Here is a 22,520-nt window from a genome sequence, read left to right as displayed (position 1 = left end):
TCGGGAGAACGGCCATGAGTTTATTTGATAGAAAGCATCTTGTTACTCAAGCAGATGCCCTACCTGGACGCAACACCCCGATGCCAGTGGCAACGCTGCATGCGGTTAATCAACATTCGATGACCAACGTGCCCGACGGTATGGAGATAGCCTTTTTCGCCATGGGATGTTTCTGGGGCGTTGAACGTTTATTCTGGTCATTACCCGGGGTATACAGCACGGCGGCTGGATATACCGGCGGCTACACCCCTAACCCAACCTATCGGGAAGTGTGTTCCGGCGATACCGGACACGCCGAAGCGGTACGCGTCGTCTATGATCCGCATGTTATCAGCTACGAGCAACTGCTGCAGGTGTTCTGGGAAAATCACGACCCGGCACAGGGCATGCGTCAGGGGAACGACCAGGGGACGCAGTATCGCTCCGCCATTTACCCGTTAACGCCGGAGCAAACCGTCGCGGCACAGGCAAGCCTTGAGCGTTTTCAGGCAGCAATGACCGCCGCTGGCGACGAGCGCACTATTACAACGGAAATCACTACCGCAACCCCGTTCTACTATGCCGAGGACGACCACCAGCAGTATCTGCATAAAAATCCTTATGGGTACTGCGGCATTGGCGGGATTGGCGTTTGTCTGCCGCCACAAGGATAATCGCCACCCTCTGGCGGCTTTACAGTACCTTACGCTATACTAGCTCCTGAAATTGCCGGTCCACTCCCTTCGGACCGGTTTTCAATGTGTATTTCACACGGATTTATCAATTTATCCCTTCCGAGGATCTGGCCTTAACGGTCGGATAAGATATGTTAAACAGTATTTTAGTCATTCTCTGCCTGATCGCCGTGAGTGCGTTTTTCTCGATATCCGAGATCTCGCTTGCTGCATCACGCAAAATAAAACTTAAACTGCTTGCTGATGAAGGCAACGTAAACGCACAACGTGTTTTGAAGATGCAGGAAAACCCCGGCATGTTTTTTACCGTTGTGCAAATTGGCCTTAACGCGGTCGCTATTCTCGGTGGTATTGTCGGTGATGCGGCATTCTCCCCGGCGTTTTACAGCCTTTTCTCGAAGTACTTCACTCCAGAGCTGTCCGAACAGTTAAGCTTTATTCTGTCGTTCTCGCTGGTTACTGGCCTGTTCATCCTGTTCGCGGATTTAACTCCGAAACGCATCGGTATGATTGCGCCAGAAGCTGTGGCTTTGCGTATCATCAACCCGATGCGCTTCTGCCTGCTCGTCTTCCGCCCGCTGGTGTGGTTCTTTAACGGTCTGGCAAATAACATCTTCCGTCTGTTTAAGATCCCGATGGTGCGTAAAGACGACATCACCTCGGACGATATTTACGCCGTGGTCGAAGCGGGTGCGTTAGCTGGGGTTCTGCGTAAGCAGGAACATGAGCTGATTGAAAATGTGTTCGAACTGGAATCCCGTACCGTACCGTCTTCCATGACCTCGCGCGAGAATATTATCTGGTTCGATCTCCACGAAGATGAGCAAAGCCTGAAGAACAAGGTGGCGGAACATCCACACTCCAAATTCCTGGTGTGTAACGAAGATATCGACCACATCATTGGCTATGTCGATTCAAAGGATCTCCTCAACCGCGTACTGGCGAACCAAAGCATGGCGCTGAACAGTGGCGTACAGATCCGCAATACGCTGATTGTGCCGGATACGCTGACGCTCTCTGAAGCGCTGGAAAGCTTCAAAACCGCAGGCGAAGACTTTGCCGTCATCATGAACGAGTACGCGCTGGTGGTGGGGATTATCACGCTCAACGACGTTATGACTACGCTGATGGGCGATTTAGTCGGTCAGGGTCTGGAAGAGCAGATCGTGGCGCGCGATGAAAACTCATGGTTAGTCGATGGCGGTACGCCGATTGATGACGTTATGCGCGTCCTGGATATCGATGAGTTCCCGCAGTCCGGCAACTATGAAACCATCGGTGGCTTTATGATGTTCATGCTGCGTAAAATCCCGAAACGCACCGACTCGGTGAAGTATTCAGGCTACAAATTTGAAGTGGTGGATATCGATAACTACAAGATTGATCAGCTGCTGGTGACGCGTCTGGACAGTAAACCTACCGTACTGGTACCAAAACTGCCGGATGCAAAAGAAGAGGCAAAGGCGTCTTAGCGTCCTGCAGAAACATCAACGGCTCCCATCCAGGAGCCGTTTTTTTAACTACCGCATAGCACTTTGATCAAGCCATCTCAGTTTGCAGACGCAAGACCTGACGGTTAACTTCGGACATCACGGAAAAATGCAGTTTGTCCTTCACTTTTGGGATAAGAATCTTACCCTTATCAAATTCAAAAGCGCCTACATCCTTGATATATAACCGTCCACGAAACAGGATCTTCACGTACTTCGCCACCTGCAGCGGGTTGTATCGTTGGAAAATTTTCATTGTTGTCTCCTGCTGAGCATTACGCCTTTGCGGTACCACAATCGGTCCGACAATCCTCAGGCGCAAATTTTAATGCCCTATGACTATAGACTATCTCGCTCATGTTTCCAGCGTGTATAAGTTTATTTACCTTCAGGTTACAAATATTCAGAATTATCTTTTCAACGCTTCGCTGTCTTCAGTATAAGCCTTCATTTTTCGCAGGATTTGTGCGCCCGTCCGCAAACTGGCATCGCGCTTGCGGGAAAAAGCATCAATCGCACATATGATTAAATTCCAGACCCAAGTGGTCGGATCACCTGCAAAATAAAGAAAGAAGGAAAACCTATGACCTTACAAAAACTGCTGGCGCTGTCGTGCCTGCTGCTGCCGATGATTGCCTGTGCGCATTCGTTTGAGACTAACCAGCGCGTACCGCCGGTGGGGATCGCCGATCGTGGCGAACTGATTCTCGATAACGATAAGTTTAGCTACAAAAGCTGGAATAGCGCGCAGCTGCCAGGGAAAGTGCGAATTGTGCAACACATTGCCGGACGCACCTCCGCCAAAGAGAAAAATGCTACGCTGATCGAGGCAATCAAAGCGGCCAACCTGCCGCACGACAAATACCAGACCACCACGATCGTCAACACCGATGACGCCATTCCTGGCTCCGGTATGTTTGTGCGCAGCAGTCTGGAGAGCAATAAGAAGCTCTACCCGTGGTCACAATTTATTGTCGACAGCAATGGCATTGCGCGTAAAGCCTGGCAACTGGATGAAGAGAGCTCCGCTATCGCCGTACTTGATAAGGACGGACGCGTTCAGTGGGCAAAAGATGGTGCGTTGACGCAGGAAGAGGTGCAGCAGGTTATTGCCCTGCTGCACAAATTACTCAGTAAATAGCAACGCGGAAGCCGGGGTTGAGGAATGATTCACGTGGGGTGTAATCCAGAGATTTCCCCTGCCAGTCGTGAACGTGCGCCCCGGCTGCGGCGGCAACGGCGTGGCCAGCGGCGGTGTCCCATACGTTAGTTGGCCCAAAACGTGGGTACAGCTGTGCCTGCCCTTCCGCCACCAGGCAGAACTTCAGCGATGAGCCAATCGACGTGGTCTGGTGCTCACCCAACTGTTGCAGATACTCTTTTAACTCATTGTCAGCATGCGAGCGGCTAATCACCACTAACGGCGGACGCGCGTCACGAACATGGATTTGTTTGCGCACGCCGCACTCTTCTTTCCACGCTTTACCTTCTGCCGCGCTGTACATCACTTTCATCACCGGCGCGTAAACCACGCCCAGTACCGGCTTTCCTTGCTCGATAAGCGCAATATTGACGGTGAATTCACCGTTACGCTTAATGAACTCTTTGGTACCGTCCAGCGGGTCTACCAGCCAGTAGCGCTGCCAGTGCTGGCGAACATCCCAGCCAGGAGGCGCTTCTTCAGACAGGACCGGAATATCCGGCGTCAGCGCCAGTAATCCTTCGAGGATCACCGTATGCGCGGCGATATCCGCCGCCGTGACCGGAGAATCGTCCTGCTTGCTGGTAATCTCCATCGGTTTGATTCCATCGTAGACCTGCATAATGGCATCGCCCGCAGTCCGTGCAAGCTGGCATACATGTTCTAACATTCTCCACCTCGTTTCTGTCGTGGTGTTAACTCGTTGTTTTACTTATACCCGATCGCCAAAGGATCCGCCAACTGTGATAGCGTCTGCGGTTTTAAACGCTATATTCATGTCATGATTCACAGTTCTGTAAGCAAGAAGATTTATATACATTTTCTTTTGTGGCTTAGATCTTAAAAGGATGCCCCTGATGATTAAGTTTAGTGCAACGTTTCTGGCCACGCTGATTGCAGCCAGCGTCAATGCCGCGACCGTCGATCTGCGCATAATGGAAACCACTGATTTACATAGCAATATGATGGATTTCGATTATTACAAAGATACGCCGACTGAAAAATTTGGCCTGGTTCGTACGGCAAGCCTGATCAACGCAGCACGTGGTGAAGTCAAAAACAGCGTGCTGGTTGATAACGGTGATCTGATTCAGGGCAGCCCGCTCGGGGATTATATGGCGGCCAAGGGGCTGAAAGCGGGCGAAACGCATCCGGTATATAAGGCACTGAATACGCTGGATTACGCAGTGGGTAACCTTGGCAACCATGAATTTAACTACGGTCTTGAGTATCTGCACAACGCGCTAGCCGGGGCGAAGTTCCCTTACGTTAACGCCAATATCATCGACGTTAAGACCAAAAAGCCGCTGTTTAATCCTTATCTGATCAAAGAGACTGAGGTTGTCGATCAGGAAGGAAACACGCAGACGCTGAAAATTGGCTATATCGGTTTTGTGCCGCCGCAGATCATGACCTGGGATAAAGCCAACCTCAGCGGCAAAGTGACGGTGAATGACATTACGGAAACCGCACGTAAATACGTGCCGGAAATGCGAGCCAAAGGTGCCGATGTCGTGGTGGTGGTTGCTCACTCCGGGCTTTCTGCCGACCCATACCAGGCGATGGCGGAAAACTCCGTTTACTATCTCAGTGAAGTTCCGGGCGTGGATGCCATTATGTTTGGTCACGCTCACGCCGTTTTCCCGGGGAAAGACTTTGCCAACATCAAAGGCGCAGATATCACAACAGGTACGCTCAATGGCGTTCCTGCGGTGATGCCGGGCATGTGGGGCGATCACCTGGGCGTAGTAGATTTAGTGCTGAATAACGACAGCGGTAAATGGCAGGTTACGCAGGGGAAAGCGCAGGCGCGCCCGATTTATGACGCCGCGGCCAAAAAATCACTGGCTGGCGAAGACCAAAAAATTGTTGAGATCCTAAAAGCCGATCACGATGCCACGCGTGAGTTTGTCAGCAAGCCAATCGGTAAATCTGCCGACAACATGTACAGCTATCTGGCGCTGGTTCAGGACGACCCGACCGTGCAGGTGGTGAATAATGCGCAGAAAGCCTATGTGGAACATTTTATCCAGGGCGATCCGGACCTGGCAAAACTACCGGTACTTTCCGCCGCTGCGCCGTTTAAAGTCGGTGGACGCAAGAACGATCCGGCCAGCTTTGTCGAAGTCGAAAAAGGTCAGCTTACCTTCCGTAACGCCGCTGATTTGTATCTCTATCCCAATACCCTGGTCGTGGTGAAAGCCAGCGGTAAAGAGGTGAAAGAGTGGCTGGAATGTTCCGCCGGGCAGTTTAATCAGATTGATATCCACAGCAGCAAACCACAGTCGTTAATTAACTGGGATGGCTTCCGTACCTATAACTTCGACGTGATTGACGGCGTGAATTATCAGATTGATGTTTCACAACCCGCTCGCTATGACGGTGAATGCCAGACGATTAACCCGCAAGCGGAGCGTATTAAAAATCTGACCTTTAACGGCAAACCGATCGATCCGAACGCAACCTTCCTCGTCGCGACCAACAACTACCGCGCCTACGGCGGTAAGTTTGCCGGGACCGGCGACAGCCACATCGCGTTTGCATCACCAGATGAAAACCGCTCGGTGCTGGCAGCATGGATAGGTTCCCAGACAAAGAGCGCAGGCGAAATTCATCCGGCGGCAGATAACAACTGGCGTTTGGCGCCGATTCACAGCGAGACACAACTGGATATTCGCTTTGAAACATCACCGTCTGATAAAGCCGCTGCGTTTATCAAAGAGAAAGGCCAGTATCCACTGAAGAAAGTCGCTACCGATGACATCGGCTTCGCCATTTATCAGTTGGATTTGAGTAAGTAAGACCACGCCGGGTGGCGCTGCGCCATCCGGCAAGCCCGACCAGGTCGTTTACGCTGATGCCGGGACGTCTTCGTTCTTAACGGTATGATTTGCCAAAACCTGCGGCAAATTCACCTCTATCCAGTCCGCCAGCGCTGCGACTTTTTCGCTCACCTGCTCACCCAACGGTGTCAGGCTATACTCCACATGCGGCGGTACCACTGGATATGACACCCGATTGATAAACCCGTCCTGTTCTAACGCCTGCAGGGATTGCGCCAGCATTTTTTCACTGACGCCGCCCATCTTACGGCGCAAATCGCTGAAACGGTGCGTACCGTCGCGCAGCGCCACCAGAATCAATACACCCCAGCGGCTGGTGACGTGTTTTAACACCTCGCGGGAGGGACACTGCTCGGCAAACAAGTTGCCATCACGTAATTGCTGGGAGAGCGTCAAAGCTGTCATTTTCATACTAACCTTTTTGTACGTACTTACTAAAAGTAAGTTTAGGTGTTAATGTGATTAAACACAAGACCAATACCAAAGGAGTTATCCTATGATCGCGATTACTGGTGCCACTGGCCAACTGGGCCAACACGTTATTGAAACGCTACTGAAAACCGTTCCTGCCAGCCAGATTGTGGCTATTGTGCGTAATCCTGCTAAAGCGACGGCGCTTACCCAGCAGGGCATTACCGTTCGGCAGGCGGATTACAGCGATGAAGCTGCCTTTACCACAGCCTTACAGGGGATAGACAAGTTACTGCTAATCTCCTCCAGCGAAGTGGGACAACGTGCCCCGCAGCATCGCAACGTGATTAACGCGGCGAAAGCGGCCCACGTGAAATTTATCGCCTACACCAGCCTGCTGCACGCCGATCGCTCCCCGCTGGGGCTGGCTGATGAGCATGTCGCAACCGAGAAGATGCTGGCTGAATCCGGTATCGCGTACGCGCTGCTGCGTAACGGTTGGTACACCGAAAACTATCTCGCCAGCGCACCAGCCGCGCTGGAACACGGCGTGTTTATTGGGGCGGCGGGAGAAGGCAAAATCGCCTCGGCGACCCGTGCCGACTATGCCGCTGCCGCTGCGCGCGTCATCAGTGAAGACGGTCATGCCGGTAAAATCTATGAACTGGCGGGCGACGCAGGCTGGACCCTGAGCCAGCTGGCGGCCGAACTGGCAAAACAGAGCGGTAAAAAAGTGGTGTATCAAAACCTGAGCGAAGCTGATTTTGCCGCCGCGCTGAAAAGTGTAGGTCTACCTGCCGGACTGGCGGACATGCTGGCTGACTCAGACGTTGGTGCCTCTAAAGGTGGCCTCTTCGACGACAGCCATACGCTGAGCAAACTGATTGGTCGCCCAACCACGTCGCTGGCAGACAGCGTCAAAGGCATCGTGTAAGTGTTAAAAATTAGTTAATTGTGGTGGCATCCCCGCGCATCCTCTCTGATAATGACATGATGATGCGTGGGGAGAGAAGACGTGCAAGGTGTACCTGAGCAGTTTATTGATGAGAAAGACAGCGCCCGCTTTCGCCATCTGGCACAGGTGCCGGGCGTTGAGCTGTATCATGCGCACATCTCGCGTTACGCCTTTGAACCCCACACCCATGAAGCATTTGGTATTGGCGCGATAGAAGCCGGAGCCGAACGTTTTCGCTATCGCGGCACGCAGTACGTGGCCCCCGCCCATTCCGTCGTCACCATGAATCCCGATGAGCTACATACCGGCGAAGCGGAAACCGCCGACGGCTGGCGCTATCGGATGATCTATCTTGAGCCCGATCTTCTGGAAGAAGTCACCGGGATCCGCCACTGGTGGTTTCATGACGTAACGCGTCACGATCCGCTACGCTCGCGCCAGATCTGCTCGCTGATCCATGGCCTGTGGAACACTGAGGATCCGCTGGCGCAAAAAGGGCTATTACTCGATCTGATCGACACGTTCCAGCCGCTGGCCCGCCATGCGCCGGTATTACCGGAGGGATCGCATCGCTTTGAGCGGGTACGCGAGTATTTGCACGATAATTATATGCACCCGGTAACGCTCGACGAACTGGCGCGGGTTGCAGCGCTGAGCCCCTGGCATTTTCAGCGCCAGTTTAAATCTCATTTCCACGTCACGCCGCACCAGATGCTGATGGCTATCCGCCTGTGGCGAGCCAAAGGTTTTCTCACTCACGGAATGCCCGCCGCGGAGGTCGCTGCCGCAACCGGCCTCACCGACCAGTCGCATCTCACCCGCGCGTTTACCCATCGCTACGGTATTACGCCGGTACGTTATCAAAAACAAGTCGTCCGGCGTTGAACAGCAATCTCATACAATACGGCTGCATTTTTCCTGCCTACACTCGACTTATTGTTAAGCGATGTGGATGTCAAAAATGATTAGCGGCGTGTTGTATGCCCTGCTGGCTGGGCTGATGTGGGGATTAATTTTTGTTGGGCCGCTGATCGTACCGGAATATCCGGCGGTATTGCAGTCGATGGGGCGCTATCTGGCGCTGGGGCTAATAGCGTTGCCGATTGCCTGGCTGGGGCGTGTGCGCTTGCGTCAGTTGACGCGCAAAGACTGGGTCACTGCGCTGGCGCTAACGATGATGGGTAATCTGATTTATTACGTTTGCCTGGCAAGCGCCATCCAGCGCACTGGCGCGCCGGTTTCAACGATGATTATTGGTACATTGCCGGTTGTGATCCCGGTCTTCGCTAACCTGCTCTACAGCCAGCGCGACGGCAAATTATCATGGTGGCGTCTGTCGCCTGCGCTGGTGCTGATTGGTATCGGTCTGCTGTGCGTGAATATCTCGGAGCTGAATCAAGGCTTACCCGACTTTAGCGGCTGGCGTTATGGTTCTGGAATCGCGCTGGCGCTGATCTCGGTAGTGTGTTGGGCGTGGTATGCGCTGCGTAATGCCCGCTGGCTGCGCGAGAATCCAGATAAGCACCCGATGATGTGGGCGACGGCCCAGGCACTGGTAACGTTGCCTGTTTCTCTGCTCGGTTATATTGCAGCCTGCCTGTGGCTGAACGGGCAAACGCCGGACTTTGCCCTGCCCTTCGGCCCACGTCCGGGCGTGTTTATCGGCCTGATGATAGCGATTGCGGTATTGTGTTCGTGGGTTGGCGCACTGTGCTGGAACGTCGCCAGCCAAAAATTGCCGACGGTGATCCTCGGCCCGCTGATTGTCTTCGAAACGCTGGCTGGCCTGGTGTACACCTTTATCCTGCGCCAGGAATTCCCGCCGCTGCTGACGGTAAGCGGCATTGCGCTGCTGATTGTTGGGGTGGTGATAGCCGTCAGAGCCAAACCACAGAAACCAAGCGTCGTCGTGGTTCCACAATCATAATGGCCCGGACGGCGCTGCGCTAATCCGACCTACAAGATATTATTTTGTAGGCCGGAGTAGACGTTAAACTTTAAACACCGCTACGGTCTGATTCAGTCGTGCTGCCTGCTCTTCGAGCGCAGCGGCGGCGGAAGCGGACTCCTCCACCAGCGAGGCGTTTTGCTGCGTCACGCGATCCATCTCGGCAACCGCCTGACCTACCTGATCGATACCCCGGCTCTGTTCATCAGAGGCCGAGGCTATCTCGCCCATGATGTCGGTCACACGGGTCACGGCGCTCACAATTTCCGCCATCGTTTCACCCGCTTCATGCACCAGCGCCGTACCGGCATTTACCCGATTCCCCGAGTCATCAATCAGCGCCTTAATCTCTTTCGCCGCCTGAGCGCTACGCTGTGCCAGTGTACGGACCTCGCCAGCGACCACGGCAAACCCGCGCCCCTGCTCGCCCGCACGCGCCGCTTCTACTGCCGCGTTCAGCGCCAGAATATTGGTCTGGAAGGCAATGCCGTCGATAACATTGGTAATTTGTGCGATTTTGCTGGAACTGGTAGCGATTTCATCCATCGTACGCACCACGCCATCAACCACGGTTCCGCCTTTCTGCGCCGTCTGTGAGGCATTTTTTGCCAGACTGGTCGCCTGACGCGCGTTATCCGCGTTCTGTTTCACGGTAGCGGTGAGTTGTTCCATGCTGGCAGCAGTCTCTTCCAGAGAGGCGGCCTGCTGCTCGGTACGTGAAGAGAGATCGTTACTGCCGGCGGCAATTTCACCTGCGCCGGTATAGATGGTGTCAGCCCCGTCACGCACCACGCTGACTGTGTTCGCCAGCGCCTGCTGCATGTCGCGAACGTTGACTGCCAGCAGCGCCATCTCATTGCTGCCATCGGCGTTGATGCTGTGCGTCAAATCACCCGCAGCAATGTGGCGAATATGCCCCATCACTTCGTGGAGAGGCTTGAGCAGCACTCGCTGCATCGCCAGCCAGCTGGCGATAATCACGGTGACGACAATCAGCATCACGGCGGACAGCAGCCAGATTATCTTCTGGTAATCACTCTCATTGTCCTGCACCCCGGCAGTGGCCAGCGCCGTTTGCGCGCTACGCCATTCCCGATAAACTTCCTGCATGGCCGTTTGCTTTTGCTCGGCATTCTGCTTGAACATCTCTTCCAGCTTACCTTCAGCCAACAGCGCGTTCATTTTAGCCAGCGTCGCAGAATAGATGCCGTACTGCTCTTCCAGTCGATCGGCCAGATGTTCATCAAGCCCCGGCGTTTCCGGCAGGGCGTAGTATTTATCGTAATGCTCTTTCGATTCGGCCAACAGGCGATTTGCCGTGTTCACCAGTTCCTTCAACTGACCGCCGTTAATCTCGCTGGCCATCGTGCCCTGTAAACGCAACATGCCCCGGTTGAGCGTGACGCGAGCCTGGTTCAGGCTAATCCACGCATCGGTAAACTCGGCCACGTTCTGGCTGGAAAGCTGAGAGACGTTAAAGTTTTGCTTATCGTTATTGAGCGCGCCAATAAAGACGCCCGCGGAGATGAGCTGCATCGCGCCAAGGGCGAGTAACACGGTGATAAGTAGGGTTATCACTTTGATTCGTTTAAACATCTGTAGCCTTTTATTATGCAGGTATTGTCTGAGGTCTAACTATCGGCAGCGGCGTGCGCTTATTTAATCCTGACGCGCGGCTTTTTTCGCCGCCCCTCTCCTTTCTAATAAGATTCAGCACCTTAACGAAACAAGAAATTTTCGTGACATTCCTCACAAAAAAACCCACCACGAAAGCAATACCGTTCAGTTAACGCCTCTGTATCAGAAATCATCAGCCTGTATTGGCGGAGGTGATGAACATGCTATCTCAGAGAAAGGGTTCCGTTCACCTCATGTTCATTGTTTCTCTGAAACACGATTCCTGTGAACGTGTTAAGGGTACTATCGCCGTACCCTTAACAATCCCGCCGGGAGCCTGGGTTGCAAGGGAGGCGGCGGTGAGCCTCCTTTGCACGTTCACGGGTATCTGAGCTTCAGAAAAGTGATACCACTGAGGTGAACGGAACTCTGAGCCAAAATCACATGTTCTCCATAATGCTTAACTGAACGGCATTGCACCCCGAAAGGGTTATATCTTTCGCCATAAGTTGCATTTAAAATACATCTTATATTATTGAGAATGAGGTAACGGCAATGTCTTATCGCGATCAATCTTTAGGTGAACTGGCGCTCTCTATTCCTCGCGCTTCGGCCCTGTTTCGTAAATACGATATGGATTACTGCTGCGGCGGTAAGCAAACGCTGGCACGCGCTGCTGCGCGTAAAGAGCTGGATTTAGACGTTATTGAGGCACAGCTCGCGCAGTTGGCTGAACAGCCGCTGGAGAAAGACTGGCGTACCGTGGCACTGGCTGAAATCATCGATCATATCATCGTGCGTTATCACGACAGACACCGCGAACAGCTGCCGGAACTGATTCTGCAGGCCACGAAAGTTGAACGCGTTCACGCCGATAAACCGAACGTACCACGCGGTCTGGCGAAAAACCTGACCATGCTGCATGAAGAGCTGTCCAGCCATATGATGAAAGAAGAGCAGATCCTGTTCCCGATGATCAAACAGGGCATGGGTAGCCAGGCGATGGGACCAATCAGCGTGATGGAAAGCGAACATGACGATGCCGGTGAACTGGTCGAAGTGATCAAACACATCACCCATAACGTGACGCCGCCGCCAGAAGCCTGCACCACCTGGAAAGCCATGTATAACGGCATTAACGAGATGATCGACGACTTGATGGAACACATCAGTCTGGAAAATAATGTGTTGTTCCCGCGAGCTCTCGCCGGGGAGTAAAGATATCGCCGGATAGCGCTAACGCGTATCCGGCCTACGGAATTAAGGCCCGGTAAGCATCGCGCTACCGGGCACTAAAATTAACGCATACCTGCCATACGTTTCTTACCGATAAACAACCAACCCAGACCCAGCGCGATGAACCACAGCGGCGTCACGATCAGCGCCTGGCGGGTATCATCTTCCAGCGTCAGCAGTACCAGTACGAAGACGAAGAACGCCATACATACCCAGCACATCAGCTTGCCTAGCGGCATCTTGTAGATTGATTTTTCATGCAGGTGCGGACGCTGCTTGCGGTACACCAGGTACGAGCAAAGAATGATGGTCCAGACGAACATGAACAGAATCGCCGACACGGTAGTGATCATGGTGAACGCGCCAATCACGCTCGGGTTCACGTAAAGCATCACCACGCCGCCCAGCAGACAGATACAGGAGAAGGTTAAACCTTTCGCCGGAACTGCGCGTTTAGACAGTTTGGCAAACGCTTTAGGCGCTACGCCTTCCTGTGCCAGGCCGAACAGCATACGGCTGGTAGAGAACACGCCACTGTTTGCGGAAGAAGCAGCTGAAGTCAGCACCACAAAGTTGATCAGGCTCGCCGCGGCAGGCAGACCGACCAGCACAAACAGTTCAACGAATGGGCTCTTGGTTGGCACTACCGAGCTCCACGGTGTTACGGACATAATCACGATCAGCGCAAAAACGTAGAACATGATGATACGGATCGGAATCGAGTTAATGGCGCGCGGCAGAGATTTCTCTGGGTCCTTGGTTTCTGCAGCGGTCGTTCCCACCAGCTCAATACCCACAAACGCGAACACGGCTATCTGGAAGCCAGCAAAGAAGCCGCTCAGACCTTTCGGGAACCAGCCACCGTCATTCCACAGATGCGTGAACGATGCCTGAACGCCGGTTGGCGACTGGAAGTGCGTCAGCACCATCACCAGACCAACGACAATCAGGCCGATGATGGCGACGATTTTGATCATCGCAAACCAGAACTCCATCTCACCGAACATTTTTACAGTGGCAAGGTTGAGGCTCAGCAGCAGCACGATCACCGCCAGCGAGGCGACCCAGTCTGAAAGTTCGGGGAACCAGAATTGCGCATACGCAGTAATGGCGACAACGTCTGCCATCCCGGTAACAACCCAGCAGAACCAGTAAGTCCAGCCGGTAAAATACCCGGCCCATGGCCCGAGCAGATCAGAGGCGAAATCACTAAAAGATTTGTACTCCAGATTCGAGAGCAGCAATTCACCCATTGCACGCATCACGAAAAACAGCATAAAACCGATGATCATATACACAAAGATGATCGACGGTCCGGCGAGGCTGATGGTTTTACCAGAGCCCATAAACAGGCCGGTACCAATAGCACCACCAATAGCAATAAGTTGAATATGACGGTTTGTGAGATTGCGCCGTAGCGACTGTTCAGACGAAGCCTCTTCAGCGGCGTCGACTTTTACCTGATCTACCATGTTTTTTCTTCCTGTACCTGTCTGTGTTGTTCAGGCTCTACGGCCTTTAGTGTGTCTATGATACGACGTTCCTGATTATCAGGACTCATCGATATTAGGTAAGAATTGGCGGGATGAATACTAAGATTTAGATATAATGTTAATTTAATGTTTAAAGTGAGTGTCATATCACTCTGATAGCGCGAATCAGCTCACAAAAATACACGCTAACGAGGCATTTGCAAAATAAAATATCGACAACCACGTAACTATAGCTTTTCACGCTATTTTTTGTTCCCCCCGGCCTCGGAGGGAACAGAAGTCACTGCTTACAGGATCTCAAGCAGCTCAACGTCGAACACCAGCGTGCTGAACGGAGGAATGGACGCACCAGCGCCACGCTCGCCGTAAGCCAGTTCCTGAGGAATAGTCAGTTCCCATTTGGAACCTACCGGCATCAGGGTCAGCGCTTCAATCCAGCCAGGGATCACGCCGTTAACCGGGAATTCAGCCGGTTCGCCGCGTGCGACAGAGCTGTCAAACACGGTACCGTCGATCAGTTTACCGGTGTAGTGCACGCGAACGCGGTCAGTACGCGCTGGAATAGCACCTTCCCCCTGAGTCAGAACACGGAACTGCAAACCGGATTCAGTGCTGTTCACACCGTCTTTCTCACGGTTTTCTTCCAGATATTTGACGCCATCAGCCGCCATAGCCTGGAAACGCTCGCGACGTACTGCATCAGCGCGTTCGTGGATTTCACGCAGTGCGCGATGCACAACATCAACCGGCACTGCCGGGTGCTTACCTTCCAGCGCGTCAGCGATACCCGCTACCAGCGCTTCAGGCAACAGTCCTTCCAGTCCGGATTCACTCAGCTGTTGTCCTACCTGCAAACCAATGCCGTAGCTTGCTTGCGCTTCGATAGTGTCAAAAGTCGGGTTAGCCATCATATTTCCTTTCATCGGATGTAAAGTAGCGGGCAGCATATCAGCCATGCCGCATCCGGTAAAACTTTGTCTCGGGAACAGATGACAAATCGCGAGGAAACATAAACAATAGGAATACCCCGCGTTGACGTCACGAAAGCGGGTAATATGACGAACATCATAGCATTAGCCATCTATACTCTATGATCGAGGAACGAGACGCGGAGCAGGAGGAAAGCCATGCCCGGGCGCTTTGAATTAAAACCAACCCTGGCGAAAATCTGGCATGCACCGGACAATTTTCGCATTATGGATCCGCTACCGCCTATGCACCGACGCGGCATTATAATTGCTGCTATCGTGCTGGTGATAGGCTTCCTGCTGCCCTCCAGTGACACCAGCGATGCCCCTGTGGTTACGCGTACTGCCCAGCTGAATTTACAGTCACAGTCGCAGCCGCCGACCGAAGCTCAACTGCAGGCACAGTTGGTCGCCCCGCAAAACGATCCGGGCCAGGTCGCTCCGCTTGCCCCAGAGCCAATCCAGGAAGGAGAACCAGACGCGCAGCCGCAGGCTCAGCAATCTCAGCCGCAGACGCAACCTTTCCAACAGGATAGTGGAATTGAGCAGCAGTGGCGCTCCTATCGCGTAGACTCGGGCAAAACGCTGGCGCAGGTATTCCGTGACCATAACCTCCCGCCAACCGATGTATACGCAATGGCGCAGGTTGAAGGTGCCGGAAAACCGCTGAGCAACCTGAAAGACGGCCAGATGGTACAAATCAGGCAGAATGCCAACGGCGTGGTAACGGGATTAACCATTGATACCGGTAATGGACAGCAGGTACTGTTTACTCGACAACCTAACGGCAGTTTTATTCGCGCCCGTTAACCGGCACACCTGTAGACCTGATAAACACAGCGCATCAGACATCAAGGTGAAGCGTCAGCGCTTCACCTTGTTCACCCACCAGATCCCGGAACAGACCAGCACCAGCGCCAGCGCATATTTCCATTCGAGAATGTTTTCGCCGAGGAATATCGCCGACAGAACCGCCCCCGAAACCGGGATCAGGAAGTTAAACGGCGCAATCATCCCCACGCGGTTATGCTTGAGCAGAATACTCCATAACGCAAAAGCGACCGAAGAGAGTAACGTCAGGTAGCCCAGAATCGCCACTGAAGACGCGCCGTGTACGGTCAGCGTGCCACCAAAAGCGTAGCCGCCGATAACCAGCGCCAGACCGCCGACACCCAACTGATATCCTGTCATTACCGTCGGGTCTACCGTCTGAGAAATGCGTTTACCGTATAACGTGGCGGCAGAAAGAATAAAGGCCGCCATCACCACTGAACCGTCCCCTAACAGGCTGAAGCTAAAATCCAGTCCGCTGCTAAAGTTCACCACCATTACGCCGGTAAAACCCAGGATACAGCCCAGCACTTTGTTGTAGCTCAGCTTGTCGTTCTGATAGATAAAATGGGCCAGCAGCACGCTGAAGAAGGTGCCGGTCGCGTTCATGATCGACCCTTTCACCCCCGTCGTGAACGCCAGGCCAATATAGAAGAAGATGTATTGCAGCGAGGTTTGCGTCAGTCCCAACAGCGTGAGCTGACCGTACTGACGCGGGCTTAACCGGCCAATCGGTTTACGCTGCGCCACCGCCAGCAATAGCAGCAATAATCCAGCAAACAGGAAGCGATAGCCGGCAAAGACAATTTTTGAAGGAATGTCATCCGTGGCAATCTGGAAGATCTCATATCCGCTTTTGATCGCCGGATAGGCGCTCCCCCACAGCAGACAGCAGAACGCTGCGCTCAGGTAGACAACATTTTTACGCGCAAACAGAGGTTGGTGCGTTGGTTCCATTCCATCACCATTTTAAAATAATGTTTTATTTTTATGATTATCCCGAAAAGGATAAAGAATAGCCAGAGCGAAAAGCGGAGGGAACAGAAAAGCAAAACGCCGACACAAGGCCGGCGCTTTTACGCGGTAATCAGAATAAAAACTTATTCTGCAACTACGTTTACAGTCAGCTTAGCAAACACTTCGCTGTGAACCTGGAAGCTCACTTCGTGCTCACCAGTGGTACGCAGAACGCCGTTCGGCAGACGAACTTCGCTCTTAGCTACTTCAACGCCAGCTGCAGTTACAGCGTCAGCGATGTCGCGAGTACCGATGGAACCGAACAGTTTACCTTCGTCGCCAGCTTTAGACGCGATGGTTACGGTTTCCAGTGCGTTGATTTTCTCAGCACGAGCTTCAGCAGCGGACAGAACGTCAGCCAGTTTAGCTTCCAGCTCAGCGCGACGCGCTTCGAAAAATTCAACGTTTTTCTTGGTAGCAGGAACAGCTTTACCCTGTGGTACCAGGAAGTTACGAGCATAGCCCGCTTTAACGTTAACCTGATCACCCAGGCTACCCAGGTTTGCTACTTTATCAAGCAGAATAACTTGCATTACCTTATCCTCTCAAAGTCGTATTAATGGACCGTGACCGATTACTGATGACGATCAGTGTACGGCAGCAGGGACAGGTAGCGAGCGCGTTTGATAGCGCGAGCCAGCTGACGCTGGTATTTTGCACGGGTACCGGTGATACGGCTTGGGACAATCTTACCGCTTTCGGTGATGTAGTTTTTCAGCGTAGCGATATCTTTATAGTCGATCTCTTGAACGCCTTCCGCGGTGAAACGGCAGAACTTGCGACGACGGAAATAACGTGCCATATGGCTAGTCTCCAGAATCTATCAATTCAATCTGCTCGGCATGCAGAACCATTTTGCTCAGGCCGTTCTTTGCCTTGTGGCAAGAGATGAACCCCTGAACGGTCACTGCGCTACCGACCGTTATACTGTGAGTAATGGCCTGGTTTTCGTGTCCGCTAATAATAACGGGCATTTGGCACCACGCCTGCCGGTGAAACCCGGCTTCCTCCTGCACAGAACGATGCTCAAGCACGAACTGGCAATGAGGAATTCCTGATGGACTGACCTTTCGAAGGGGAGCCCTGCACACGGTGCCGGACAACGCCAGACGGTTGGTCATCAGAAATTACTCTTCAGAATCCCCAGCTTCAGCATCATCTGCGGTTTCGTTAGCGAAATCATCGCGACGTTCACGACGCTCGTCTTTCGCTTTAACCATCGGAGATGCTTCGGTAACAGCGTGTTTAGTACGCATAACCATGCTGCGGATAACGGCATCGTTGAAGCGGAAGGTAGTTTCCAGCTCATCGATCACTTCCTGCGGCGCTTCAACGTTCAGCAGAACGTAGTGAGCTTTGTGCAGTTTGTTGATCGGGTAAGCCAGCTGACGGCGGCCCCAGTCTTCCAGACGGTGGATCGTGCCTTCTGCACCAGTGATGGCAGCAGTGTAGCGTTCGATCATACCCGGAACCTGTTCGCTCTGGTCAGGATGGACCATAAAAACGATTTCGTAATGACGCATCGAATTGCTCCTTACGGATTATTCAGCCTCCTGTCTGGGTCAGCCGAGGCCCGGGGAGGCAAGGAACGTGTTAAAGGTCGGCTGAAAAATTGACGCGTCATAATACTGGCGCCTGCCACTAAACTCAAGGTAATTGTACGATTATTTATCATGTCGCCATTAATACATATCCAGCAGCATTTTGACGCTGATGCAAATGGAGACAATGACAATCATGGGTCGGATAACTTTCTTGCCGCGCGTTAGTACGACCGTCGCGCCAAGACGTGCGCCGAGGGACTGCCCGGCAAACATCACCAGCCCCAGTGACCAGATCATTTTACCGCCAAAAATGAAGAACAATATCGAGGCGATGTTGGACGCCAGGTTAATAAAATTCGAGTGAATTTGCGCCTTATCGATGCTGTATCCCCACAGCAGGATATAGCTGAGGGTATAAAAGGAGCCAGCCCCGGCACCGAGAAAGCCGTCATAAAAGCCAATGCATCCCCCGCCGATCAACGAGAAGAGAAACAGGGGTACCTGCTGCTTTCTTTTCGGTTCGCTGAGATTTGGCGCCAAAATAAAGTAGATAGCGACCGCGATAATCAGGATCGGGAGCAGTTTCTTCAGCAGCTCCGGTTCAATGAACTGGATAAGCGTCGTTCCCATCGCAGAACCGATAAAGGCAGATAAAAACACATACTTGTGCTCCTGCACGTTGATATGCCCCCGGCGTAAAAAATAAATCCCGGAGGTCAGCGAGCTGCCCAGCGCCTGAATTTTATTGGTTGCCAGCGCATTCGCCGGGGGTAAACCAGAAATTAACAGTGCGCCAATCGAGAGAAAACCACCGCCGCCCGACACCACGTTAATAAAGCCTGCCACCAGCGCGACCATAAACATAATCACAAAGTAGCTGAAATCCATGAATGAAGTATCCATAAGTTTTTGCCTTATTATCATAAAGTTATATTAATTATCCGGCTCACTATAAACGGCGTACTCACCCGATTAAATTGACTATTTGGTAAGTGCTTATGCGCGAAAGACAGGTATTTTTCACCGCGCGGTACACACCAGCGGCCTGTTAATAAAAGAAAAGATGGTCATGCGGTAATTTTTTGAACAACTGCATCAGAAATGGTCGCTATCGACTGCGCCGGTAACGGTTAAAATTACATCAGAAGCTAATCACTCACAGGAGAGAGGCAACCAGAGACCGCAGTCGAGGAGGTACATATGCGAGCCCGTGTTTTGACCCTTCTGGCTATGCTTTTGCTTAGTGCAAATGCAACGGCAGCCATCAAAATTGACAATCATCAGGCCAGGAATATGGATGATGTGCAGAGCTTAGGCGTCATTTACATAAATCATAACTTCGCCACTGAAAGTGAAGCCACTCAGGCCCTGAATGAAGAGACCGATGCGCAAGGCGCAACCTACTACCACGTGATCCTCACCAGGGAACCCGGTAGTAACGGAAATATGCACGCCAGTGCAGATATTTACCGCTAGCACCAGAAATAACCAACGAGAACATTGCCGCAGTTTAATTTGCCCCCTTCACAGGGGGCTTTTTTTGCAACAAAGTCCCACAGCCAGATCAATAACATCCCCTGAATGATTGGGCTCCAGGACTTAGTCGTTACTTCTGTCCGTAATAGGCGTTTGGACCGTGCTTACGCATGAAATGCTTATTCATCAGATAACCGTCGATGGGGCTAAGAGCCGGATTAATACCACGCGCAATCCATGCCATTTTTGCCACTTCCTCCATCACCACGGCGTTATGTACCGCATCGTGAGCATCCTTGCCCCAGGCAAACGGGCCATGCTGGTACACCACTACGCCAGGCGTATGCAAAGGTTCCACCTCCCCCAGCGTTTCGACAATCACCTTACCGGTATTTAGCTCATACTCGCCCTGAACTTCAGCTTCAGTTAACGCCCTGGTGCAGGGAATATCGCCAAAGAAGTAATCCGCATGCGTCGTGCCGAACGAGGGAATTGCCAGACCCGCCTGCGCCCATGCCGTCGCGTGCGTTGAGTGGGTGTGCACCACGCCGCCGAGAGAAGAATAGCGGCGATACAGCTCCAGATGGGTGGCGGTATCAGAAGAAGGACGATAGCGCCCTTCCACTACGTTGCCGGCCAGATCCACAACCACCATGTCATCTACCTGCATCGTTTGGTAGTCGACGCCGCTAGGCTTAATCACCACCAGACCGCGCTCGCGGTCAATGGCGCTGACGTTCCCCCAGGTGAACGTCACCAGCCCGTAGCGCGGCAAATCCATATTGGCCTCAAAAACCTGCTGTTTAAGTTTTTGCATTACACCGCCTCCACCAGACCTGCGCTGGCCATTCGCGCCTTCACCCAGTCGCGCGCCTTCGCGACTTCACGTGCCGGGTCGTCCGACGTTTCACTCCACATCTCAATCAGGTATGGTCCGCAGTACCCACTCTGTTTGAGCGTCGCAAAACAACGTTCGAACTCAACAACCCCTTCACCAAACGGCACATTTTTGAATACACCAGGTTTGGTATCCTTCACGTGTACGGCAACGATATGACCCATCCCAGCCTGCAGCTCCATCTGCACGTCGTTATCCCACGCCGACAAATTGCCAATATCGGGATACAACTGGAACCACGGATTGTTGAGATAGTGGGCATAACCCAGTGCCTTGCTGATCGAGTTCATCAGCGGATAATCCATGATTTCCATCGCCAGCGTCACCTGCGCGCGGCTCGCCATCTCCACGCTCTCTTTCAGCCCATCGCGAAACCGACGACGCGTTTCGTTATTGGCCTGCTGGTAATAGACGTCGTAACCCGCCAGTTGAATAACGCGAATACCGATATCCTGCGCAAACTGAATGGCTTTGCGCATGATCTCCAGCCCCTGTTCGCGCACCGCATCATCTTCACTGCCAAGCGGGAAACGACGATGAGCGCTCAGGCACATGGACGGTACGCGTATCCCTGTCTCGGCGATAGCGGCCACCAGCGCCAGTCGCTGCTCGCGGCACCAGTCAAGACGCGCCAGGCGATCGTCGGTTTCATCAACCGATATTTCGACAAAATCAAAGCCCAGTTCCTTCGCCAGCTGCAAGCGTTCCAGCCAGCACTCCCCGCCGGGGAGCGCTTTTTCATAGATACCGAGCGGGACCTGTTTCGACAGCATAATCGCTCCTTATCCCCACAGTTGGGCGATGGAACGTTTGAACTGACGCGCAGCGTCTACCGGAGAGGCGGCATCGCGAATGCTGCGTCCGGCAATAAAAACGTGGATAGGGATCCCCTGGAACAGCGGCAGATCCTCCAGCGCCAGGCCGCCGGTGACGGTGACCTTAAAGCCCATATCAGAAAGGCGTTTGATGGCGCTGATATCTGCCTCTCCCCACGCCACACCCGCCGCCTGCGCGTCACGGCTGCGGTGATATACCACTTGCCCAATGCCCGCGTCACGCCACTCCTGCGCCTGCTCCCAGGTCCAGTAACCAGTCAGTTCAATCTGCACGTCGCCGTTAAATTCTTTCGCCACCTCCAGCGCCCCCCTGGTGGTGTTGATATCCGCGCAGCAGATGACGGTAACCCAGTCAGCATTGGCTTCGAAACACATGCGCGAGAGGATTTTACCCGCGTCGGCGATTTTGGCATCCGCCAGCACAATTTTATGCGGATAAAGCGCCTTCAGATCGCGTACGGCGCGCACCCCCTCTGCCACGCAAAGAATCGTGCCCACCTCAATGATATCGACCTCTTCGGCAATCAGACGCGTCGTTTCATAGGCGGAAGACATTGATTGGTTATCCAGCGCAACCTGCAACATAGGTAATGACATTTTGGTATCCTTTTAAACAGCCGCCGCAGTGGCGTTATCAATTAAATCCAGCACTTCCTGCGCGGTACGGCAGGCACGTAAACGGTCGAAATTGGCTTCGTCGTCAAAAAGATTCACGATCTGCATGATGCCGACTTCCTGATGTGTGTTGGCGTCTACTGCCGCCATGGTGATCAGGATGTCGACCGGGTCGTTATCTTCGTGGTTAAACACCAGTGGTGTTTTCAGCGTCACCAGCGCAAAACCGGTTTTCTTGACCCCCTCCTCCGGACGGCCGTGCGGCATCGCCAGGCCGGGCGCAATCACGAAATACGGGCCGAACTGTTCGACTCCGTCGAGGATGGCCTGGTAGTAGCGTGGTTCAACCACATCAGCCTTAACCAGCAGATCCACGCTCAGCTTTACCGCTTCCTGCCAGGAGCTGGCCTCGGCCTGTAAAAGGATGGCGTTATTGTCTGCCAGCGAATCACGTAATTTCATAGGCC

The 22,520-nt window shown here is 53.0% G+C and carries 26 protein-coding genes; 10 read left to right on the top strand and 16 right to left on the bottom strand.

What is annotated here, in order from left to right; translation table 11 throughout:
• Nucleotides 1–14 precede the first annotated feature (14 nt).
• Together msrA and HV229_RS02550 are read left to right on the top strand one after the other, a co-directional pair.
• Entirely contained in the window at nucleotides 15–653 is a 639-nt protein-coding gene (gene msrA / locus HV229_RS02555) for a peptide-methionine (S)-S-oxide reductase MsrA (protein WP_046275831.1), read from the top strand.
• A 152-nt stretch (nucleotides 654–805) separates the two neighbouring features.
• Nucleotides 806–2,146: a hemolysin family protein gene (locus HV229_RS02550; RefSeq protein ID WP_003830418.1), complete on the top strand. Its 1,341-nt coding sequence runs from the start codon at nucleotides 806–808 to the stop codon at nucleotides 2,144–2,146.
• A gap of 67 nt (nucleotides 2,147–2,213) precedes the next feature.
• On the opposite strand, the gene HV229_RS02545 is transcribed toward HV229_RS02550, so the two are convergent.
• The gene (locus HV229_RS02545) at nucleotides 2,214–2,420 is read right to left on the bottom strand and encodes a DUF1107 domain-containing protein (protein WP_003025710.1); all 207 of its coding nucleotides are present in this window, start codon (nucleotides 2,418–2,420) and stop codon (nucleotides 2,214–2,216) included.
• A 327-nt stretch (nucleotides 2,421–2,747) separates the two neighbouring features.
• On the opposite strand from HV229_RS02545, the gene HV229_RS02540 reads away from it, so the two are divergent.
• A complete protein-coding gene (locus HV229_RS02540) occupies nucleotides 2,748–3,305 on the top strand; it encodes a YtfJ family protein (protein WP_016151446.1) in 558 nt (185 codons plus the stop codon).
• On the opposite strand, the gene cysQ is transcribed toward HV229_RS02540, so the two are convergent.
• Nucleotides 3,295–4,035, bottom strand: coding sequence for a 3'(2'),5'-bisphosphate nucleotidase CysQ (cysQ, locus tag HV229_RS02535; RefSeq protein WP_181546837.1), 741 nt, complete (start codon nucleotides 4,033–4,035; stop codon nucleotides 3,295–3,297). The genes HV229_RS02540 and cysQ overlap by 11 nt on opposite strands.
• 187 nt (nucleotides 4,036–4,222) lie before the next feature.
• Between cysQ and cpdB the strand changes: the two genes are divergently transcribed.
• The gene (gene cpdB / locus HV229_RS02530; RefSeq protein WP_181546836.1) at nucleotides 4,223–6,166 is read left to right on the top strand and encodes a 2',3'-cyclic-nucleotide 2'-phosphodiesterase; all 1,944 of its coding nucleotides are present in this window, start codon (nucleotides 4,223–4,225) and stop codon (nucleotides 6,164–6,166) included.
• A gap of 48 nt (nucleotides 6,167–6,214) precedes the next feature.
• Here the strand turns inward: cpdB and HV229_RS02525 are convergent, their stop codons facing one another.
• The gene (locus tag HV229_RS02525) at nucleotides 6,215–6,619 is read right to left on the bottom strand and encodes a helix-turn-helix domain-containing protein (protein WP_016151443.1); all 405 of its coding nucleotides are present in this window, start codon (nucleotides 6,617–6,619) and stop codon (nucleotides 6,215–6,217) included.
• A gap of 85 nt (nucleotides 6,620–6,704) precedes the next feature.
• Here HV229_RS02525 and HV229_RS02520 point away from each other — a divergent pair, with 85 nt between their 5' ends.
• From HV229_RS02520 to HV229_RS02510, 3 genes are all read left to right on the top strand, one after another.
• Entirely contained in the window at nucleotides 6,705–7,553 is an 849-nt protein-coding gene (locus HV229_RS02520) for an SDR family oxidoreductase (protein WP_181546835.1), read from the top strand.
• An 81-nt stretch (nucleotides 7,554–7,634) separates the two neighbouring features.
• Nucleotides 7,635–8,459 carry an AraC family transcriptional regulator gene (locus tag HV229_RS02515; protein WP_047414772.1) on the top strand — a complete coding sequence of 275 codons (825 nt, stop codon included), beginning with the start codon at nucleotides 7,635–7,637 and terminating at the stop codon, nucleotides 8,457–8,459.
• Nucleotides 8,460–8,535: 76 nt separating this feature from the next.
• A complete protein-coding gene (locus tag HV229_RS02510) occupies nucleotides 8,536–9,501 on the top strand; it encodes a DMT family transporter (RefSeq protein WP_016151440.1) in 966 nt (321 codons plus the stop codon).
• A 63-nt stretch (nucleotides 9,502–9,564) separates the two neighbouring features.
• Here the strand turns inward: HV229_RS02510 and HV229_RS02505 are convergent, their stop codons facing one another.
• On the bottom strand, nucleotides 9,565–11,118 hold the full coding sequence (locus tag HV229_RS02505; protein WP_046275835.1) for a methyl-accepting chemotaxis protein: 1,554 nt from the start codon (nucleotides 11,116–11,118) through the stop codon (nucleotides 9,565–9,567).
• Nucleotides 11,119–11,694: 576 nt separating this feature from the next.
• Here HV229_RS02505 and ytfE point away from each other — a divergent pair.
• The gene (gene ytfE / locus HV229_RS02500) at nucleotides 11,695–12,357 is read left to right on the top strand and encodes an iron-sulfur cluster repair protein YtfE (RefSeq protein ID WP_181546834.1); all 663 of its coding nucleotides are present in this window, start codon (nucleotides 11,695–11,697) and stop codon (nucleotides 12,355–12,357) included.
• An 80-nt stretch (nucleotides 12,358–12,437) separates the two neighbouring features.
• Here ytfE and cycA read toward each other — a convergent pair whose 3' ends face one another.
• On the bottom strand, nucleotides 12,438–13,847 hold the full coding sequence (gene cycA, locus HV229_RS02495) for a D-serine/D-alanine/glycine transporter (RefSeq protein WP_016151437.1): 1,410 nt from the start codon (nucleotides 13,845–13,847) through the stop codon (nucleotides 12,438–12,440).
• A gap of 308 nt (nucleotides 13,848–14,155) precedes the next feature.
• Complete coding sequence (gene fklB, locus HV229_RS02490; protein WP_029139741.1) at nucleotides 14,156–14,776, bottom strand: FKBP-type peptidyl-prolyl cis-trans isomerase; 621 nt, start codon at nucleotides 14,774–14,776, stop codon at nucleotides 14,156–14,158.
• A gap of 219 nt (nucleotides 14,777–14,995) precedes the next feature.
• Here fklB and HV229_RS02485 point away from each other — a divergent pair, with 219 nt between their 5' ends.
• Nucleotides 14,996–15,646 (top strand): OapA family protein, encoded by a 651-nt coding sequence (locus tag HV229_RS02485; protein WP_181546832.1) that lies wholly within the window; start codon nucleotides 14,996–14,998, stop codon nucleotides 15,644–15,646.
• A 54-nt stretch (nucleotides 15,647–15,700) separates the two neighbouring features.
• On the opposite strand, the gene HV229_RS02480 is transcribed toward HV229_RS02485, so the two are convergent.
• The 6 genes from HV229_RS02480 to HV229_RS02455 all read right to left on the bottom strand — a co-directional run bounded on the left by HV229_RS02480 (nucleotide 15,701) and on the right by HV229_RS02455 (nucleotide 19,131).
• Nucleotides 15,701–16,624, bottom strand: coding sequence for a DMT family transporter (locus tag HV229_RS02480; RefSeq protein WP_019078212.1), 924 nt, complete (start codon nucleotides 16,622–16,624; stop codon nucleotides 15,701–15,703).
• Nucleotides 16,625–16,767: 143 nt separating this feature from the next.
• A complete protein-coding gene (rplI, locus tag HV229_RS02475; protein ID WP_003025676.1) occupies nucleotides 16,768–17,217 on the bottom strand; it encodes a 50S ribosomal protein L9 in 450 nt (149 codons plus the stop codon).
• A gap of 41 nt (nucleotides 17,218–17,258) precedes the next feature.
• Entirely contained in the window at nucleotides 17,259–17,486 is a 228-nt protein-coding gene (gene rpsR / locus HV229_RS02470; protein ID WP_000135199.1) for a 30S ribosomal protein S18, read from the bottom strand.
• A gap of 4 nt (nucleotides 17,487–17,490) precedes the next feature.
• Nucleotides 17,491–17,805 (bottom strand): primosomal replication protein N, encoded by a 315-nt coding sequence (gene priB, locus HV229_RS02465; protein WP_003025674.1) that lies wholly within the window; start codon nucleotides 17,803–17,805, stop codon nucleotides 17,491–17,493.
• A gap of 6 nt (nucleotides 17,806–17,811) precedes the next feature.
• Nucleotides 17,812–18,207 carry a 30S ribosomal protein S6 gene (gene rpsF / locus HV229_RS02460; protein WP_016151433.1) on the bottom strand — a complete coding sequence of 132 codons (396 nt, stop codon included), beginning with the start codon at nucleotides 18,205–18,207 and terminating at the stop codon, nucleotides 17,812–17,814.
• A 159-nt stretch (nucleotides 18,208–18,366) separates the two neighbouring features.
• The gene (locus HV229_RS02455) at nucleotides 18,367–19,131 is read right to left on the bottom strand and encodes a TSUP family transporter (RefSeq protein ID WP_181546829.1); all 765 of its coding nucleotides are present in this window, start codon (nucleotides 19,129–19,131) and stop codon (nucleotides 18,367–18,369) included.
• Between the two features lie 297 nt (nucleotides 19,132–19,428).
• On the opposite strand from HV229_RS02455, the gene yjfY reads away from it, so the two are divergent.
• Nucleotides 19,429–19,704, top strand: coding sequence for a DUF1471 family protein YjfY (yjfY, locus tag HV229_RS02450; RefSeq protein ID WP_016155520.1), 276 nt, complete (start codon nucleotides 19,429–19,431; stop codon nucleotides 19,702–19,704).
• Nucleotides 19,705–19,834: 130 nt separating this feature from the next.
• On the opposite strand, the gene HV229_RS02445 is transcribed toward yjfY, so the two are convergent.
• From HV229_RS02445 to ulaC, 4 genes are read right to left on the bottom strand one after another with little or no spacing between them, the layout of a single operon-like run.
• Nucleotides 19,835–20,521, bottom strand: coding sequence for an L-ribulose-5-phosphate 4-epimerase (locus HV229_RS02445; protein WP_181546827.1), 687 nt, complete (start codon nucleotides 20,519–20,521; stop codon nucleotides 19,835–19,837).
• Nucleotides 20,521–21,375 carry an L-ribulose-5-phosphate 3-epimerase gene (locus HV229_RS02440; RefSeq protein WP_181546825.1) on the bottom strand — a complete coding sequence of 285 codons (855 nt, stop codon included), beginning with the start codon at nucleotides 21,373–21,375 and terminating at the stop codon, nucleotides 20,521–20,523. The genes HV229_RS02445 and HV229_RS02440 overlap by 1 nt, the downstream gene beginning before the upstream one ends.
• Before the next feature lie 9 nt (nucleotides 21,376–21,384).
• Entirely contained in the window at nucleotides 21,385–22,035 is a 651-nt protein-coding gene (gene ulaD, locus HV229_RS02435; RefSeq protein ID WP_046275837.1) for a 3-keto-L-gulonate-6-phosphate decarboxylase UlaD, read from the bottom strand.
• 12 nt (nucleotides 22,036–22,047) lie between these two features.
• Entirely contained in the window at nucleotides 22,048–22,515 is a 468-nt protein-coding gene (gene ulaC / locus HV229_RS02430; RefSeq protein WP_016151427.1) for a PTS ascorbate transporter subunit IIA, read from the bottom strand.
• Between the last annotated feature and the right edge of the window lie 5 nt (nucleotides 22,516–22,520).

Source organism: Citrobacter sp. RHBSTW-00524 (genome assembly GCF_013747755.1).
Lineage (GTDB): Bacteria > Pseudomonadota > Gammaproteobacteria > Enterobacterales > Enterobacteriaceae > Citrobacter > Citrobacter braakii.
This window is presented reverse-complemented; position numbering and strand designations above follow the sequence as displayed.

Excerpts from the sequence above, each read along its gene's own strand:
- msrA (WP_046275831.1), top strand. The coding sequence starts at position 15 with ATGAGTTTATTTGATAGAAAGCATCTTGTTACTCAAGCAGATGCCCTA.
- HV229_RS02550 (WP_003830418.1), top strand. The coding sequence starts at position 806 with ATGTTAAACAGTATTTTAGTCATTCTCTGCCTGATCGCCGTGAGTGCG.
- HV229_RS02545 (WP_003025710.1), bottom strand. The coding sequence starts at position 2,420 with ATGAAAATTTTCCAACGATACAACCCGCTGCAGGTGGCGAAGTACGTG.
- HV229_RS02540 (WP_016151446.1), top strand. The coding sequence starts at position 2,748 with ATGACCTTACAAAAACTGCTGGCGCTGTCGTGCCTGCTGCTGCCGATG.
- cysQ (WP_181546837.1), bottom strand. The coding sequence starts at position 4,035 with ATGTTAGAACATGTATGCCAGCTTGCACGGACTGCGGGCGATGCCATT.
- cpdB (WP_181546836.1), top strand. The coding sequence starts at position 4,223 with ATGATTAAGTTTAGTGCAACGTTTCTGGCCACGCTGATTGCAGCCAGC.
- HV229_RS02525 (WP_016151443.1), bottom strand. The coding sequence starts at position 6,619 with ATGAAAATGACAGCTTTGACGCTCTCCCAGCAATTACGTGATGGCAAC.
- HV229_RS02520 (WP_181546835.1), top strand. The coding sequence starts at position 6,705 with ATGATCGCGATTACTGGTGCCACTGGCCAACTGGGCCAACACGTTATT.
- HV229_RS02510 (WP_016151440.1), top strand. The coding sequence starts at position 8,536 with ATGATTAGCGGCGTGTTGTATGCCCTGCTGGCTGGGCTGATGTGGGGA.
- HV229_RS02505 (WP_046275835.1), bottom strand. The coding sequence starts at position 11,118 with ATGTTTAAACGAATCAAAGTGATAACCCTACTTATCACCGTGTTACTC.
- ytfE (WP_181546834.1), top strand. The coding sequence starts at position 11,695 with ATGTCTTATCGCGATCAATCTTTAGGTGAACTGGCGCTCTCTATTCCT.
- cycA (WP_016151437.1), bottom strand. The coding sequence starts at position 13,847 with ATGGTAGATCAGGTAAAAGTCGACGCCGCTGAAGAGGCTTCGTCTGAA.
- fklB (WP_029139741.1), bottom strand. The coding sequence starts at position 14,776 with ATGGCTAACCCGACTTTTGACACTATCGAAGCGCAAGCAAGCTACGGC.
- HV229_RS02485 (WP_181546832.1), top strand. The coding sequence starts at position 14,996 with ATGCCCGGGCGCTTTGAATTAAAACCAACCCTGGCGAAAATCTGGCAT.
- HV229_RS02480 (WP_019078212.1), bottom strand. The coding sequence starts at position 16,624 with ATGGAACCAACGCACCAACCTCTGTTTGCGCGTAAAAATGTTGTCTAC.
- rplI (WP_003025676.1), bottom strand. The coding sequence starts at position 17,217 with ATGCAAGTTATTCTGCTTGATAAAGTAGCAAACCTGGGTAGCCTGGGT.
- rpsR (WP_000135199.1), bottom strand. The coding sequence starts at position 17,486 with ATGGCACGTTATTTCCGTCGTCGCAAGTTCTGCCGTTTCACCGCGGAA.
- priB (WP_003025674.1), bottom strand. The coding sequence starts at position 17,805 with ATGACCAACCGTCTGGCGTTGTCCGGCACCGTGTGCAGGGCTCCCCTT.
- rpsF (WP_016151433.1), bottom strand. The coding sequence starts at position 18,207 with ATGCGTCATTACGAAATCGTTTTTATGGTCCATCCTGACCAGAGCGAA.
- HV229_RS02455 (WP_181546829.1), bottom strand. The coding sequence starts at position 19,131 with ATGGATACTTCATTCATGGATTTCAGCTACTTTGTGATTATGTTTATG.
- yjfY (WP_016155520.1), top strand. The coding sequence starts at position 19,429 with ATGCGAGCCCGTGTTTTGACCCTTCTGGCTATGCTTTTGCTTAGTGCA.
- HV229_RS02445 (WP_181546827.1), bottom strand. The coding sequence starts at position 20,521 with ATGCAAAAACTTAAACAGCAGGTTTTTGAGGCCAATATGGATTTGCCG.
- HV229_RS02440 (WP_181546825.1), bottom strand. The coding sequence starts at position 21,375 with ATGCTGTCGAAACAGGTCCCGCTCGGTATCTATGAAAAAGCGCTCCCC.
- ulaD (WP_046275837.1), bottom strand. The coding sequence starts at position 22,035 with ATGTCATTACCTATGTTGCAGGTTGCGCTGGATAACCAATCAATGTCT.
- ulaC (WP_016151427.1), bottom strand. The coding sequence starts at position 22,515 with ATGAAATTACGTGATTCGCTGGCAGACAATAACGCCATCCTTTTACAG.